Annotated in this window: 10 protein-coding genes; 8 read left to right on the forward strand and 2 right to left on the reverse strand. The window is 63.1% G+C overall.

Annotated elements, in window-relative coordinates; translation table 11 throughout:
* The first annotated feature begins 15 nt into the window (after window positions 1–15).
* From ACXYL9_RS01175 to ACXYL9_RS01190, 4 genes are all read left to right on the forward strand, one after another.
* On the forward strand, window positions 16–747 hold the full coding sequence (locus ACXYL9_RS01175; protein WP_459037761.1) for an alpha/beta fold hydrolase: 732 nt from the start codon (window positions 16–18) through the stop codon (window positions 745–747).
* Entirely contained in the window at window positions 744–1,748 is a 1,005-nt protein-coding gene (locus ACXYL9_RS01180; RefSeq protein ID WP_459037762.1) for an LLM class flavin-dependent oxidoreductase, read from the forward strand. The genes ACXYL9_RS01175 and ACXYL9_RS01180 overlap by 4 nt, the downstream gene beginning before the upstream one ends.
* A gap of 130 nt (window positions 1,749–1,878) precedes the next feature.
* A complete protein-coding gene (locus ACXYL9_RS01185) occupies window positions 1,879–6,591 on the forward strand; it encodes an NAD-glutamate dehydrogenase (RefSeq protein WP_459037763.1) in 4,713 nt (1,570 codons plus the stop codon).
* A 74-nt stretch (window positions 6,592–6,665) separates the two neighbouring features.
* Window positions 6,666–7,892: an NAD(P)/FAD-dependent oxidoreductase gene (locus ACXYL9_RS01190; RefSeq protein ID WP_459037764.1), complete on the forward strand. Its 1,227-nt coding sequence runs from the start codon at window positions 6,666–6,668 to the stop codon at window positions 7,890–7,892.
* Window positions 7,893–7,899: 7 nt separating this feature from the next.
* Here the strand turns inward: ACXYL9_RS01190 and queG are convergent, their stop codons facing one another.
* Window positions 7,900–8,952: a tRNA epoxyqueuosine(34) reductase QueG gene (gene queG, locus ACXYL9_RS01195; protein ID WP_459037765.1), complete on the reverse strand. Its 1,053-nt coding sequence runs from the start codon at window positions 8,950–8,952 to the stop codon at window positions 7,900–7,902.
* Between the two features lie 86 nt (window positions 8,953–9,038).
* Here queG and ACXYL9_RS01200 point away from each other — a divergent pair, with 86 nt between their 5' ends.
* The 4 genes from ACXYL9_RS01200 (at window position 9,039) to msrB (ending at window position 13,346) form a co-directional block, all read left to right on the forward strand.
* Window positions 9,039–10,019 carry an ABC transporter ATP-binding protein gene (locus ACXYL9_RS01200; protein WP_459037766.1) on the forward strand — a complete coding sequence of 327 codons (981 nt, stop codon included), beginning with the start codon at window positions 9,039–9,041 and terminating at the stop codon, window positions 10,017–10,019.
* A complete protein-coding gene (locus ACXYL9_RS01205; RefSeq protein ID WP_459037767.1) occupies window positions 10,019–11,251 on the forward strand; it encodes an ABC transporter permease in 1,233 nt (410 codons plus the stop codon). Before ACXYL9_RS01200 ends, ACXYL9_RS01205 begins: the two co-directional genes overlap by 1 nt.
* Before the next feature lie 153 nt (window positions 11,252–11,404).
* Window positions 11,405–12,754 (forward strand): cytochrome P450, encoded by a 1,350-nt coding sequence (locus ACXYL9_RS01210; RefSeq protein ID WP_459037768.1) that lies wholly within the window; start codon window positions 11,405–11,407, stop codon window positions 12,752–12,754.
* A gap of 97 nt (window positions 12,755–12,851) precedes the next feature.
* Window positions 12,852–13,346, forward strand: coding sequence for a peptide-methionine (R)-S-oxide reductase MsrB (msrB, locus tag ACXYL9_RS01215; RefSeq protein ID WP_459037769.1), 495 nt, complete (start codon window positions 12,852–12,854; stop codon window positions 13,344–13,346).
* A gap of 7 nt (window positions 13,347–13,353) precedes the next feature.
* Here the strand turns inward: msrB and ACXYL9_RS01220 are convergent, their stop codons facing one another.
* Window positions 13,354–15,129, reverse strand: coding sequence for a hypothetical protein (locus ACXYL9_RS01220; protein ID WP_459037770.1), 1,776 nt, complete (start codon window positions 15,127–15,129; stop codon window positions 13,354–13,356).
* Window positions 15,130–15,131: the final 2 nt, after the last annotated feature.

The raw sequence follows: 15,131 nt of genomic DNA on the forward strand, positions 1-15,131 counted from the left end.
GCATCACCGCAGCCCATGACCGAACCACTCTTCCATACCATGCCCGACGGTCGCCGGATCGCCTATCGCCACACCGCAGGCGCAGGACCGGCGCTGGTCTTCCTGCCCGGCTACATGTCCGACATGCAAGGCGGCAAGGCCACCGCTCTGTTCGCCTGGGCGCGCGAGCAAGGCCGTGCCTGTTTGCTGCTCGACTATTCCGGTTGCGGCCAAAGCGACGGCGCATTTGCCGACGGCACGCTGAGCCGATGGCGTGATGAAGTGCTGGCCTTGATCGAGGCGCAGATCGACGGGCCGGTAATCGTCGTCGGGTCCTCCATGGGCGGTTGGCTCAACCTTTTGGTCGGGCTCGCGCTTGGCGACCGGCTCGCAGGACTGGTCGGCATCGCCTCTGCACCGGACTTCACAGATTGGGGGCGCAGTGAAGCGGACAAAGCTGCGTTGCGCGCTGGCCAGACTGTCCTTGACCCCAATCCCTACGGCCCCGAACCGACCCCGTTACATCCTGGTTTCTTTGCCGATGCCGAGACCCATCGCCTGCTCGAAAGCAGCATTGGGCTGACCTGTCCTGTGCGGCTGATCCACGGCCAGCGCGATGCCGACGTTCCGTGGGAGATCACAATGCGGCTGGCCGAAGCACTCGATAGCGAAGACGTGGTGGTCACTCTGGTCAAGGACGGAGACCATCGGCTATCGCGTCCGCAGGATGTCGACCGGCTGATTTCCCTGGTGGAGAATATCGCATGACTGCTCTTTCGGTCCTCGACCTCGTCCCCGTGCGCGAAGGCGGCACTCTGACAGAGGCATTCGCGGCAACCGCCAGGCTGGCGCAGACTGCCGAGCAGGCCGGCTACACCCGCTTCTGGATTGCCGAGCATCACGCAATGGAGGGGGTGGCCGGCGGTGCCACCTCGGTTGCCATCGGCCATGTCGGGCACGCCACCAACACCATCCGTATCGGTGCGGGTGGTATCATGTTGCCCAATCACACCCCGTTCCAGATCGCCGAGCAGTTCGGCACGCTCGACGCGCTGTTTCCAGACCGGATTGACCTCGGACTTGGTCGCGCGCCGGGTGCTGGCCCCGAACTGCAGCGGGCGTTGCGCAAGGATCTGCGCGCTGCATCGGAATATTTCCCGCAGGACGTTGTCGAGCTGCGCGCCCTGCTGGACGGCGATCCCGACCTGTCCATCACAGCCACGCCGGGACGCGGTGCGAATGTCGAATTGTGGATGCTCGGATCGAGTCTGTTCGGCGCGCAATTGGCTGCAAGGCTGGGCCTGCCCTATGCTTTCGCCTCGCATTTCGCACCCGATCATCTCGATAGCGCGCTCGAAGTCTATCGCCGCGATTTCAGGCCCTCCGAGGCACTCGACCGGCCTCATGTCATGGCCGCAATGCAGGTGATGTGCGCCGAGAGCGACGAGGTAGCCCAATTTCTTGCCAGCAGCCAGGCCCAGGCATTTGTGCGGTTGCGGACCGGCAATCCGGGTCAATTGCCGCCGCCGGTGCGGGACTACCGTTCCACCCTGCCGGGCCAGGCCCAGGCCATGCTGGCTCACCTTGAACAGGCAGCGGCAGTCGGATCGCCACACACGGTGGCGCAGCGGATCGAGGACTTCGTTACCCGTACTGGCGCCGATGAAATTATCGTTGCCGGATCGACCTACGACCCTGACGCCAGATGCCGTTCATTGACGTTGACCCGTGAAGCAATGCAGGCAAGGGTCGGAGCGTCATCGCCCTAGCCGCCGGTACGGCTAGCGAGTGCTTGCGGCGAATGTGCCAAAAGCCTAACGGCGAAACAATCCTACGTGGGACGGCAATCAAATAATAGCCGAGGACGTGGGGAAGGCGCAGCAAGGGAGCGCTCGCAGGATGAGCACCACGACCAAGACCGTCGGAACCAAGGCCGACCCGAAACTTCTCCAAGCGTTGACCAGCCGGCTGCGCGATTCATTGCTGCCAGGCGACGATCCCTTCGCCAAGGGCGCCATCGAGGAGGCCGCGCGCTTCATCCTTGCCACTGCCGATAGCCGCGAAGCGGGCGCGCCGGCCATCGCCTTGCAGTCCGAACTCGGCGAACGCCGCGTGCTGCGCATTGCGTTGAACAATGACGACATGCCGTTTCTGGTCGATTCTGTCGCCGCGACCATCGCCGCGCATGGGCTGTCGATCGAACGACTGCTGCATCCGGTGCTGCGGGTGGAGCGTGACAAAAACCACAAGATTACAGCTTTTGCGGCAAAGAACAGCTCTGCGCCCGCCGAATCGCTGATCTATCTGGAAACCGAACGGGTCGATGCCAAACAGCGCCGTGCGCTGGAAAAGGCACTGCGCGTCACACTTTCCGATGTTCGCGCCGCTGTGGCCGACTGGCCCAAGGCGCAGGAGCTGATGACCCGCGACGCCGAATCGATTGCCCCGCATGATGCCGAAGGTGCGGCGCTGTTGCGTTGGCTCAATAGCGGGATGCTGACCCAGCTCGGTCACGTCACCCGCACCCGCAGTGGCGAATTGCAGGAAGTGACCGGCATCTGCCGCAAGAGCGCGCGGCAGATCCTTGCCGATGCCTCCTTTGATCGGGCCTTCGCCTGGTTCGACGATGCCAAGCCGAGCGAACGGCGACTGCCGTTGATCGTCAAGGCCAATCGCGCTTCCAACGTCCATCGCCATGTTCCGCTCGACCTGTTCATCGTCCCGCTAATGAAAGGCGGCAAGCTGCATGCGCTGTCGGTCCACGCCGGTGTCTGGACCAGTGTCGCTCTGACGACCAAGCCGGCCGGAGTCCCGCGGCTGCGCAACCAGCTCGAACAGTTGATGGAGCGCTTTTCTTTCGACCCCGCCGGCCACGCTGGCAAGGCCCTGGTGCACGCGCTCACAGCGCTACCGCACGACCTCGTCATTGGCTTCGAACAGGACGATATCAGCCGGCTTGCCACCACCATGATGGGGTTGGTGGACCGGCCTCGTCCCCGCCTCGCGCTGGTGGAAGCCCCGCTTGCCCGCCACCTGTTCGCCTTCGCCTGGCTGCCGCGCGACATGATCTCGACCGATCTGCGCGGCCGGGTGCAGGAGATGCTTGAAACACATACCGGATCGAAACTGCTCGACTGGAGCCTGGAGGTCGAAGGCGGCAATCTGGCAATGCTCCGGTTCGTTCTCGACTTCCGCGAATCTCCGGGCCGGATCGAGGAGTCAGAGATCGAGGACCGCTTCCTCGATATGCTGCGTGGCTGGAACGAGGCGGTGGAGAAGGCGCTCGGCAAGACCCACGAGGCCGGGCGCGCGGCAGCGCTGGCGACGCGCTATGCCGATGCCTTCCCCCCGTTCTACCGCAATTCCTACGGGGCGCATGAGGCTGCCAAGGATATCGACCGGCTGCGCCAGCTCTTGAGCCATGCTTCGAAGGACGAGGATGTCGCCGACCAGCGCGATGCACGGCTCTATCACCTGACAGGCGATCCGGCCGGGCAAATGCGGCTCAAGGTCTATCAGAACGAAGGCGCGCTGCCGCTGTCCGATGCCGTGCCCGCGTTGGAGAATTTCGGCTTCCGTGTGCTCTCCGAGGTGCCGGCCCCGCTCGACAAGGGTGCGCTCGGGACCGTTCACGATTTCGTGCTCTCGCTGCCAGAGGGCACCGATACCAGCCCCATTCTCGAGCGCGCCGAAACCATCGAGCAAGCCATCGCGGCGGTTCTCAACGCTGGCGCCGAAGACGATCCGTTCAACCGCCTGGTGGTGTCGACCGGTCTTGAAGCGTCCGAAGCAGAACTGCTGCGCGCTTTCTATCGCTATCTGCGCCAGACCGGCATGGGCTTCACGATCTATACCGTGGTCGACGCGCTGGCCCGAGCACCCGAAGTTACCAAGGCGCTGGTTGCCTTGTTCACCGCTCGGCATGATCCGGAGTTTGACGGCAATCGCGACGAGCGCGCCGCCAGCGCCCGATCGGCAATCAAGTCCGGCCTCTCGCGGGTTTCCGCAATCAATGATGATCGCCTGCTGCGCCTCTACCGCAGCGTCATCGATTCGATCCTGCGTACCAATGCATTCGCTCCAGCAGGCCGCGAGGCACTCGCTTTCAAAATAGATTCCGCGCTGGTCCCCGGGCTGCCCAAGCCGGTGCCATGGCGTGAAATCTTCGTCTATTCGCGCCGCGTAGAGGGCATTCACTTGCGTGCCGGACCAGTTGCCCGCGGCGGGCTGCGCTGGTCGGACCGACGCGACGATTTCCGCACCGAGGTGCTGGGCCTGATGAAGGCGCAGAAGGTCAAGAATGCGGTCATCGTGCCATCGGGCGCGAAAGGCGGCTTCTATCCCAAGCAACTGCCCGATCCTGCGCGAGATCGCGACGGGTGGGCGGCCGAGGGTCAGGCCAGCTACGAGGTTTTCATCCGCACGCTGCTTTCAGTCACCGACAATATTGTCGACGGCAAGGTCGTGCACCCTGATAGAGTGGTTATCCGCGACGGCGAAGATCCCTATTTCGTGGTTGCCGCCGACAAGGGCACCGCGCGCTTTTCCGATGTGGCCAACGCCATCGCCCAATCACGCGACTTCTGGCTCGATGATGCCTTCGCCAGCGGCGGCTCGAACGGCTACGACCACAAGGCAATGGGCATCACCGCCAAGGGCGCGTGGGTTTCGGTCCAGCGACACTTCCTCGAAATGGGCACGGATGTACAAACCGACCCGATCGAGGTCGTTGGTTGCGGCGATATGTCAGGCGACGTGTTCGGCAATGGCATGTTGTTGTCCAAAGCGATCAAGCTGGTCGCTGCTTTCGACCACCGACATATCTTTATCGATCCCGACCCCGATCCTGCTGCCAGCTGGAAAGAGCGCAAGCGCATGTTCGATCTGCCGCGATCGAGTTGGGAAGATTACGACAGCGCATTGATTAGCAAGGGCGGCGGCGTGTTCCCACGCAGCGCGAAGGTCATCAAGCTGTCCAAGGCCGCGCAAAAGGCGCTCGGCATAGAGCAATCCCAGATCGAACCGGACGCGTTGATTTCAGCCATTCTCAAGGCCCCGGTGGACCTGCTCTGGTTCGGCGGAATCGGCACCTATCTCAAGGCTTCGCACGAGAACAACGTCCAGGTCGGCGACCCGTCGAACGACGCTTTGCGCGTCGATGCCCGCGATCTCCAGGTCAAGGTTATCGGCGAGGGCGCAAACCTGGGCGTCACCCAGGCGGCGCGGATCGAATTCGCGCTGAGGGGCGGGCGCATCAACACCGACTTCATCGACAATTCGGCTGGCGTCGATTGCTCGGACAACGAGGTCAACATCAAGATCGCGCTGGCCGACGCCAAGCGCAGCGGCAAGCTCTCGGAAAAGCGGCGGGTGGCCCTGCTGGCCAAGATGACCGACGAAGTGGCCGAGATCGTGCTCGAGGACAATCGCCTCCAGGCGCTCGCCCTCTCGATCGCCGAGAATGGCAGAAGCGATGCGGTCGGATCGTTCCTGCGGGTTGCCGACACCCTCGAGGAGATGGGGTATCTCGACCGCCGGACCGAGGGGCTGGGTGATAACGAGACCCTGCTCCGGCGTGCGACCGATGGTGCCGGGTTCGTTCGCCCCGAACTCGCCGTGCTTTTATCGTCTGCCAAACTGGCACTGCAAGACGCAATCGAGGCTAGCACGCTGCCCGACGACCCTGAGCTCGAGCGCAATCTGGTCCAGTATTTTCCTGCCCCGATGCGCGACAGCTTTGGCAAGCAGATCAGGGACCATCGCCTGCGGCGTGAGATCATCGCCACCGACCTTGCCAACCGTGTCGTAAACCGGCTCGGCATCGTCCATCCATTCGAGCTGGCCGAGGAAGAAGGCGTAGGGCTCGGCGAAGTCGCCACCGCATTCGTAACGGCCGAACGACTGTTTCATGCCCGGGAGATCTGGGATGAAATCGACGCCTCGCAAATGCCCGAACAAACGCGGATCATGCTGTTCGACAAGGCTGCTGTCGCCATGCGTATGCAAATGGCGGACCTGCTTCGCGTTTGCACCGGACTGGAAAGTCCGAGCGAAGTCGTTGAGGACCTGGGTGCAGGGATCGCCATCTTGTCCGAGGGAACGGCAACCCTGCTGGCCGAAGAGAGCCAAGCTCTGTCCGACCGGCTGCGGGACAAGTTTTCCGAAGGCGGCGCACCTGACCGGATTGCCCAGCGCATCGCCCACCTGTTCGATCTCGACGGCGCAGTGGGCTTGGCCCAACTGGCCGGCCGGGCAGAGATGGACCCGCGCAAGCTGACCCTTGCCTTCACCGGGCTGGGAACCAAGCTCGGCCTGACATGGGCGCAGGGCACGGCGGCACTGATGACCCCCTCCGACGTGTGGGAGCGGTTGCTCGTCGCCGGCCTGGCCCGCGATTTCCAGCAGATGCGGCTCGATTTCCTCGAACGCATTTCACGCCGCAAGGGGATGAAGGAAAACCCCATGCAGGTGGTTGATACCTGGATCGAGCAGAACAGCTCCGCCATCCGCCAGTTCAACTCCATGGTGACCCGTGCGCAGGCGCATAATCCGGTGGCCCCTGCCATGCTGGCCCAGATAGCCAGCCAGGCACGCAACCTGTTGTCACGCTAGTCACACAGCGGGAAATCGGCAGCCGGCGAGTTCACCCTTGACGGGTGTGCTCGCCGAGCCGCATCCGGTCAGCCATGGAACACGCGGATATCATCATCGTCGGAGCTGGGCATGGCGGAGCACAAGCCGCAATGGCTTTGCGTCAAAAAGGGTTCGAGGGCTCCATCGCGCTCGTTACGCGCGAGAAGGACCCTCCGTACGAGCGCCCGCCATTGTCAAAGGAATACCTTGCCGGAGAGAAACCCTTTGAGCGGATCCTGATCCGTCCGCAGGCTTTCTGGGCGGACAAGGACATCGACTTGCGGTTGGGCCAGGCGGTCACCGGCATTGATGCCAAGACCCACCAGGTCAGCTTCGCAAATGATACTACGATGACCTATGGCAAACTGGTCTGGGCTGCCGGGGGCGACCCGCGCATGCTCTCCTGCACTGGCACAGACCTTGCCGGAATCCACGCCATCCGGACTCGCTCCGATGTCACGCGCCTCCAGTCCGACCTTGAAGGCGGGGCGCGGCGGGCAGTCGTGGTCGGCGGGGGGTACATCGGCTTGGAAGCGGCGGCAGTGCTGCGCAAAATGGGCTGCGAGGTAACTGTGTGCGAGGCGATGGACAGGGTGCTCTCAAGGGTTGCCGGGGAGGAGCTTTCGGACTTCTATCAGGACGCGCACCGTGCGGCAGGGGTCGATGTTCGACTTGAGGCGCAGGTCGCCGCAATCGAAGGGGCTGATGGACACGTCACCGGCGTCCAGCTTGGCGATGATGAGACCATCCCTGCTGATATCGTAATTGTCGGTATCGGTATTGTTCCGGCCATCGGCGCGTTGATCGAGGCCGGAGCATCGGGTTCCAACGGGGTCGATGTCGATGAATTCTGCCGCACATCGCTCGATGACATCTACGCCATCGGCGATTGCGCCGCCCACGCCAACGATTTTGCTGGCGGCGCAGTCATCCGGCTTGAATCGGTACAGAACGCCAATGACATGGCGACAACGGTGGCGCTTCACATCACCGGTCAGGCCAAGCCTTATCACGCGACGCCGTGGTTCTGGTCCAACCAGTATGATCTGCGACTCCAGACGGTTGGTATCTCTGCCGGATACGACAAGACTGTATTACGCGGCGATCCGGCCGAGCGCAGTTTCTCGGTGGTATATCTGAAGGAAGGCCGCGTCATCGCGCTGGATTGTGTCAATCGCACCAAGGATTACGCGCAAGGGCGCAAGCTGGTCGAAGCCCGGCTGGAAGTGAGCGAACAGCAGTTGGCCGACGGTGAAACGCCGCTCAAGGAATTGCTCTAGGCGAATTTTAACGAAGCCGTACCGCGGCCCAGTCCGCGGCCTCGGCGACGACAGGATCCGGGTCGGACCGCAACGCCTCGACCTGCTCCACCAGCGATGGATCCGCGCTGTTCCCGGCCGCGATCAGGCAATTGCGCACGAAACGATTGCGGCCGATGCGCTTGATCGGCGAGCCGGAGAAAAGCTGGCGGAACGTCGCGTCATCCAGTTGCAACAGGTCCTCAAGCAACGGCGCGACCAGCTCTGCGCGCGGGGCGAACGCCTTGGCCCTCGCCGCGGTGTCGGCGAACTTGTTCCACGGGCACACCGCCAGGCAATCGTCGCAGCCGTAGATGCGGTTGCCCATCGCCGCGCGGAACTCTTCCGGGATCGGCCCGGCATGCTCGATGGTGAGATAAGAGATGCAGCGCCGCGCATCGAGAACATAGGGTTGCGGGAAGGCATCGGTGGGGCAGGCGGCCTGGCAGGCATTGCAAGAACCGCAGCGATCTTCGTGAGGTTCGTCCGCCACGAAGGGCTGCGTGCAATAAATTGCGCCGAGGAATAGCCAGCTGCCATGTTCGCGGCTGACAAGATTGGTGTGTTTCCCCTGCCAGCCGATCCCGGCTGCCTCGCCCAGCGGCTTTTCCATCACCGGGGCGGTATCGACGAAGACCTTGAGTTCGGTTTCCGGAGCCTCAGCCACCAGCCATCGCGCCAGCGCCTTCAGCGCTTTCTTGACCGTATCGTGATAATCGCGCCCCTGGGCATAGACCGAAATCCGCGCCCGGTCAGATACTCCCTCCAACGCGAGCGGATCGATATCGGGTGTGTAAGCCATGCCGAGCGCGATGACGCTGCGCGCTGCTGGCCACATCGAATGTGGACCTTGTCGCACATCGGCGCGGTCCTCCATCCAACCCATCGATCCGTGATAGCCGGCCTCGATCCACTCATGCAGCCGGTTTGCCCGCGCCGGATCATCGGCGGCGGGGGCGAAGCCGATGCTGGCAAAACCCAGCTCCTTCGCCTTCGCGACGAGGCGTTGCTGCAAGTCAGGGGTTGCGGCGGCGTTAACCACGCTTAGGGTACCTCGCATTCAGACCCGGCGGTTAACGCGCCGGAATGGATATGGCGCTAGGCGAAGCCTCTTTCCCGGGCAATGGTATGGATGGAACCTTATTGGCGGCGAGCATGACCGCACCGACCCGGCCATTGGCGATCGAGGCCAAGGGGCTGGTCAAACGGTTCGACGGCGTGCTGGCGGTCGACGGTGTCGACATCGCCGTTCCTCAGGGCGCCATTTACGGGATCCTCGGCCCGAATGGCGCCGGCAAGACCACCACCTTGCGGATGCTGCTGGGCATTATCGATCCCGATGAAGGGGTGCGCCGAGTTTTCGGGCATGACCGTCCGCACGAAATCGGCCGCCTGATCGGCTATCTCCCCGAGGAGCGCGGATTATATCCGGCAATGAAAGCCTATGAAGCGATCGGCTTCATGGGTGCCTTGCGCGGCATGAAGGTGTCCGAAGCGCGCCAGCGCGGACGCGAACTGCTCGAAGCGCACGGCCTCGGCCACGCGGTCGACAAGCAGATCCGCCAGCTTTCGAAGGGCATGGCGCAAACCGTGCAACTGCTCGGCACGCTGGTGCATCGTCCGAGGCTCGTGGTGCTCGACGAGCCGTTTTCTGGCCTCGACGCGATCAACCAGGGCAAGCTGGAGCAGCTGATCCGGCAACTCGCCGACGATGGTACCACGGTGATTTTCTCGACCCATGTGATCCACCATGCCGAGCGACTGTGCGACGATGTCGCCATCATCGCCGGTGGCAAGGTGCCCTATGCCGGCAGCGTTGAAGAAGCGCGCGATCGTATCCCGGCGCAGGTCAAGCTGGAGACCAAGGCTCGCGAAGGTGCCTGGCGCCAGGCCTTGCCGGCCGATGCGCGGCGGGTCGGCGATTTCTGGACCTTCTCGCTGCCTGAAAGCGGAATCGAGCCATTGCTACGGGCGCTGATCGAAGGCGAGGCCGGCATCCTCTCGCTCGCCATCGAGCGGGCCGGGCTGCACGATGCCTTTGTCCATATCGCCGGCGAGGCGGCAGCTGCCGCGCTCGACGCCGAGCCCCAGAATGTGAGCGCGCGTTGATGGATACCCCTACCGGCAATTCGCGGCTCAGCCTGTTTGCAGCGGCAATGGTGATCGCCCGGCGCGATTTCGTCGCTGTCCTGTTCAGCCGCGCCTTCCTGTTCTTCCTGCTCGGACCGTTGTTTCCAATCGTCGTCGGCGGACTCGCCGGTGGTATCGGCAGCCAGGTGAAGCAGGAAACCGCCAATCCCGAACTCGCGGTTCTGCTGACCCCGGCCGAGAGTGGACGGATTGCCCGCGCCCACCTGGCGCTGACCGATCGAATTGGCGGCGCGCTGCCGCCGCTTATCATCCTTGATGAGCCGCCCGGCGCCGATCCGTCGGCGATCCTAGCCGAAAAGCGCGGAAATATTGCTGCTATCGTCTCCGGTTCACTGGCCGCGCCGGTCCTGACCGGGCCACCCGATCAACTCGCCCGCCTCGAAGGCCGCGTCGCTTTACTCGCCGCGACAGCGTTGGAAGACGCGCCAACCCGATTTCCCGAAATCGCCAAGCAGAGCGTAGTGACCAGCGGCGCTACCGAGCGATCGGGCCGGATCATTACCGCCCAGGCGGGACAGATGCTGCTGTTCCTGCTCACCATGCTGCTGGCTGGCATGGTCCTGTCCAACCTGGTCGAGGAAAAGGCCAACAAGATCATCGAAGTCCTCGCCGCTGCCATTCCCATGGACGCGGTTTTCTTCGGCAAGCTGTTCGCCATGCTGGGCGTGTCCTTTGTCGGCATCGCGGTGTGGGGAGTGGTCGCGCTCGGCATTGTCGAACTGGCGAACGTCGATCTCGACCGCCTGCCCGAACCGGCGGTCGGCTGGCTGCTGTTCGTCACTCTGGGGGTGGCCTATTTCGCCATGGGCTATCTGCTGCTTGGCTCGCTGTTCCTGGCGATCGGTGGATTGGCGACGACCGTGCGCGAAGTGCAGACGCTGTCGATGCCGGTCACAATGCTGCAACTGCTGGTGTTCTTTGCCGCCAGCCTGGCCGTGGCCGACCAGGGGTCGACCTATGAATGGGCGGCGGTCATCATTCCCTTCAGTTCGCCCTTTGCCATGCTTGCACGCGCCGCGATGCAGGAAGGTCTCGTGCAGCATCTCGTCGCACTAGTTTGGCAGGGAGTGGCGGTCGCGCTGTTCGTCAAGGCCGGTGCCATGCTGTTCCGCAAACGGGTGATGCAATCCGGCAGCGGCGGCCGCAAGGCGAAACGTCGCCTGTTTCGGCGCCGTACCGAAACAGCTTGAGCCTCGGTCCGTCAGAGCAACCGGCGCGGCCCGATCTAAGTCCATTAAGTCGCGAAACGCAACCTACTATTGACACACCTGTCAATACGCGCAGGATGGCAGGCAATGACGGGCTGGCCGACCAGAGTCGCCCGCGACAGGAGGATTAGGCTGATGGCGACGATCGCACCCCCGCGCGAAATGGAGAAAACCGAGTGGACCCGTTCGCCCCAGGCGCATGAGGCGCTCGACCAGCATTTTCGTGAGCATCCCGACGCCAAGCCGCAGCACCCCCACAAGTGGGATACCAGCCGCTCGGACATCTATGCCGAGAATCGGTGGGAGCCGATCTTCAAGGAAATGCGCGCCGCCGGGCCGCTCCACTACATCCCCGAAAGCCCGTTCGGCCCCTATTGGAGCGCAGTCGGGCACAAGGCGATCCAGCATATCGAGGCACTGCCCGAGCTGTTTTCATCGAGTTGGGAGCATGGCGGGATCACCATTCTCGACCGGCTCGACGAGGACGACATGGAAGAAGGGCAGGAGCGGTTCGAACTGCCGATGTTCATCGCCATGGATCGGCCCAAGCACACCGGCCAGCGCCGCACCGTTGCCCCCGCCTTCGCGCCGACCGAAATGAAGCGGCTCGACGACGACGTGCGCAAGCGCACCGGCGACCTGCTCGACCAGCTTCCGCGCGGCGAGACTTTCGACTGGGTGCACGAGGTCTCGATCCCGCTCACTACCGGGATGCTGGCGCTGCTGTTCGATTTCCCCTGGGAAGACCGTGACCTGCTGACCTTCTGGTCCGATTGGTCGGGCGATACCGAGCTGATGCTGGCGGGCAAGAGCATGGAAGAGACCCGGCGCGGTATCCAGCGCGAGATGGCAGCCTATTTCCAGCAATTGTGGGCCAAGCGTTCGCAAGAAGAGCCGGGGCCGGATCTGATCTCGATGATGATCCACTCGCCGGCGATGAACCAAATGAGCCCGCAGGAATTTATGGGCAATCTGGTGCTGCTGATCGTGGGCGGGAATGACACCACAAGGAACACGATGAGCGGGATCATCCACGCGCTCGACAAATTCCCTGACCAGCGCAAACTGTTTGAGGAGCAGCCCGACCTCATCCCCAACGCGGTGCAGGAATGTATCCGTTACCAGACCCCGCTCAAGCACATGCGGCGCACCTGCACCGAGGATACCGAGGTCTTCGGCCAGCAGATCAAGGCCGGTGACAAAGTGGTGCTATGGTACAATTCCGCTAATCGCGACGAGGAAGTGTTCGGCGAGGATGCCGACAAGCTCGATATCACCCGCGAGAACGCGCGCCGCCACCTGGCCTTCGGCTACGGTATCCACCGCTGCGTCGGGGCCCGACTGGCAGAACTGCAGTTGCGCATCCTGCTGGAGGAAATGCACAAGCGCCGGATGCGCGTCCACGTAGCCGGAGACGTCGAGCGCGTGCGCGCCAATTTCGTCGAGGGCTTTCGCAAGCTCGAGGTCGAAGTCACCGAGTTCTGAGCAGCCGATAATGTGAGGTCGGTGCAACCATTGGCGTGGTTGCGTCGTATTCAGAGGCGTTGGGCTATAAATTGCCCTCTGCAAGCTGGAGCCTGTCATGAATGTCACCACCAACCGTCGCACCATGCTGGGCTGGATTGGAACTGGCGTTTCGCTGGCCACGTTGGCGGCTTGCGGTGCGCACCCGGCCGAAGCGAAGAGCTTTCCAGTCAGCAAGTCGGAGGCGCAATGGCGCAAGCAGCTGAGCGCGCAGGAATTCAGCATATTGCGGCAGGAGGCGACCGAACGCCCCTATTCCTCGCCCCTCGACAGCGAAAAGCGCAAAGGCACCTTCGTTTGCGCTGGCTGTGGCAACGCGTTGTATTCCTCGCGCCACAAATATGACAGCGGCACTGGTTGGCCGAGCTTCTGGCAGCCCATCGATCGCGGCGCGGTTGGCACGGCGCGAGACTTCAAACTCGGCTATCCGCGTACCGAGGTCCATTGCGCCGATTGCGGCGGGCATCTGGGACATATCTTCAATGACGGCCCGGCGCCAACCGGCAAACGGCATTGCATCAATGGCGGGGCAATGGATTTCAGGCCCGCGTAACGGGTGCCTAGTCGGTAATCCGCCAGATGCGGAAACTCTCCGGCGTGCCCAGATCTACCGGTTCGAGCCAGGATGGCGGGGTTCCGTCGCGCAGTCGCGCAGCGAGGCTCCCTTCCACTCCTCGGCGGACGTAAATTTCGGGTTCGAACAGGTCGGTGCACATCACCATGTAGCGCGCCCCATGCTTGGCTATCAGTACTCGCGCATCATCCGGCGTTGATGTGAATGCGCTGATAACGTCGCGCATGGCGGCTTCGGCGCGATGGTGGCCCGTTGCCACCACGGCATGCGGCGATTTTTGCAAGATGGCCGGTCCGATATCGAGCGGGGCGAACACCGTCGCAGGCTCCAGTTCACCCAGCGCCTCGGCACTGGAGAACAGCTCGCAAGAAGACTCTTTGGAACTTCCGCTGGCATCGCCTCCGGATTGCGCCATCAGCCGCTGAATGCCGAGATAGGGTGCCGACGGCACCAGAACCAGCATCATGCCGAGCACGACTCCCATGCGTTGGAGCAAGACCGGCGAACTGCGGAAAGTTTCGAGCCCGCGCTTGAGCAAATAGCCAAGCGGCAGGGCCGCCAGCATCGAGGCAAACGCCATCGAGCGCCAAACCAGCAGGCCGAGCACAAAGGCACCGCCAAGGACGAGCAGGTAGTCGCTCCACCAGCTGCGTTTCCATCCGGTCGACCGACTGAATAGGTAGATGGCAACCCCGATACCGGCTGCGACCTGCATCAACTGCGGATAGATCAATGACGGCTGGAACCAGATCGGGCGGCCTTCGAGCACATTTTCGTACCAGTAATCGCGCACCATCGGGTCGAGCGCGCCAAAAGGAGTTCGCAGGCATTGCGGAGAGGCCAAGCCGAATACGGCAAGTCCCGATGCGCCTGCCAGGCCGAGGCCGAGGACGACCGCAGGCCAGGGAATCGGAGGCGCCCAGGCGAGGAATGTTACACCAACTGCAACAGCAGAGAAGAAGCCGACATGCGGCAAGGTCAGCGCGTCGCAATACAGCACCATGTCGCTCGTACCACGGGTCGCGACGAAAAGCAGGGCGAGCGAGGTGGCGAGCGCCTGCAGGTATCCGACCAGCCAGAACCTCTGCTTGCAGTCGCGCAGCCAGCGCAACGCCAGCACCCCGCCGAACAAGGCCGCTATCGGCAGCAGTTCGAGCGAAACGGCGATGCCCAGCCCCATGGCTAGACCGGCCAGAGCGCCGCCCTTCCAGTCCTGGCGGTGCAGGATTGCCCACATGGCCGCCGCCACTGCACAGATCTGCCACCCGTGGTGATCAATCCGCAAAGGCTGGAATTGAAACACCAGCGAGGGAAGGAAGCCAAGCATAATACAGGCCAGGCCTGCGGTTTCGACATCGAACAGCCGCCACGTCATGCGGCCGAGAAACAGCATGGTAACCAGAAGCGCCAGTAGCGGTACCAACACGACGGCGACCTGCTCGGCCGGCGCGGTGCCCAGGAGCGGGGCCAGGCCCGCGACCACCAGCACCAGTGGCAGGTCGACCAGGCGCGACCAGTGCATCGGCACCGATCCAAGCGGGTCGACGCGGTATTGTTTGAGATCGAACCAGTCCTGCCCGGCCAGCAGGTCTCGCACCTGAACCAGCCGCAGGACGTCATCGGGATCAGGAAAGCGTCCGATGGTAATATTCTTCCACGCCGTCAGCAGCAGCAATACGCTGATCGCCAGCCACACCAGGAAGACCCGGCGCAGCGGAAACTCGCTTGTGCGCAGACGCCGGTCTTCGGTCGGATAGGTCATCG

The organism is Qipengyuania sp. CAU 1752, from assembly GCF_054482615.1.

Coding starts and splice junctions, on each gene's coding strand:
- ACXYL9_RS01175 (WP_459037761.1), top strand. CDS start 16: ATGACCGAACCACTCTTCCATACCATGCCCGACGGTCGCCGGATCGCC.
- ACXYL9_RS01180 (WP_459037762.1), top strand. CDS start 744: ATGACTGCTCTTTCGGTCCTCGACCTCGTCCCCGTGCGCGAAGGCGGC.
- ACXYL9_RS01185 (WP_459037763.1), top strand. CDS start 1,879: ATGAGCACCACGACCAAGACCGTCGGAACCAAGGCCGACCCGAAACTT.
- ACXYL9_RS01190 (WP_459037764.1), top strand. CDS start 6,666: ATGGAACACGCGGATATCATCATCGTCGGAGCTGGGCATGGCGGAGCA.
- ACXYL9_RS01200 (WP_459037766.1), top strand. CDS start 9,039: ATGGATGGAACCTTATTGGCGGCGAGCATGACCGCACCGACCCGGCCA.
- ACXYL9_RS01205 (WP_459037767.1), top strand. CDS start 10,019: ATGGATACCCCTACCGGCAATTCGCGGCTCAGCCTGTTTGCAGCGGCA.
- ACXYL9_RS01210 (WP_459037768.1), top strand. CDS start 11,405: ATGGCGACGATCGCACCCCCGCGCGAAATGGAGAAAACCGAGTGGACC.
- msrB (WP_459037769.1), top strand. CDS start 12,852: ATGAATGTCACCACCAACCGTCGCACCATGCTGGGCTGGATTGGAACT.
- ACXYL9_RS01220 (WP_459037770.1), bottom strand. CDS start 15,129: ATGACCTATCCGACCGAAGACCGGCGTCTGCGCACAAGCGAGTTTCCG.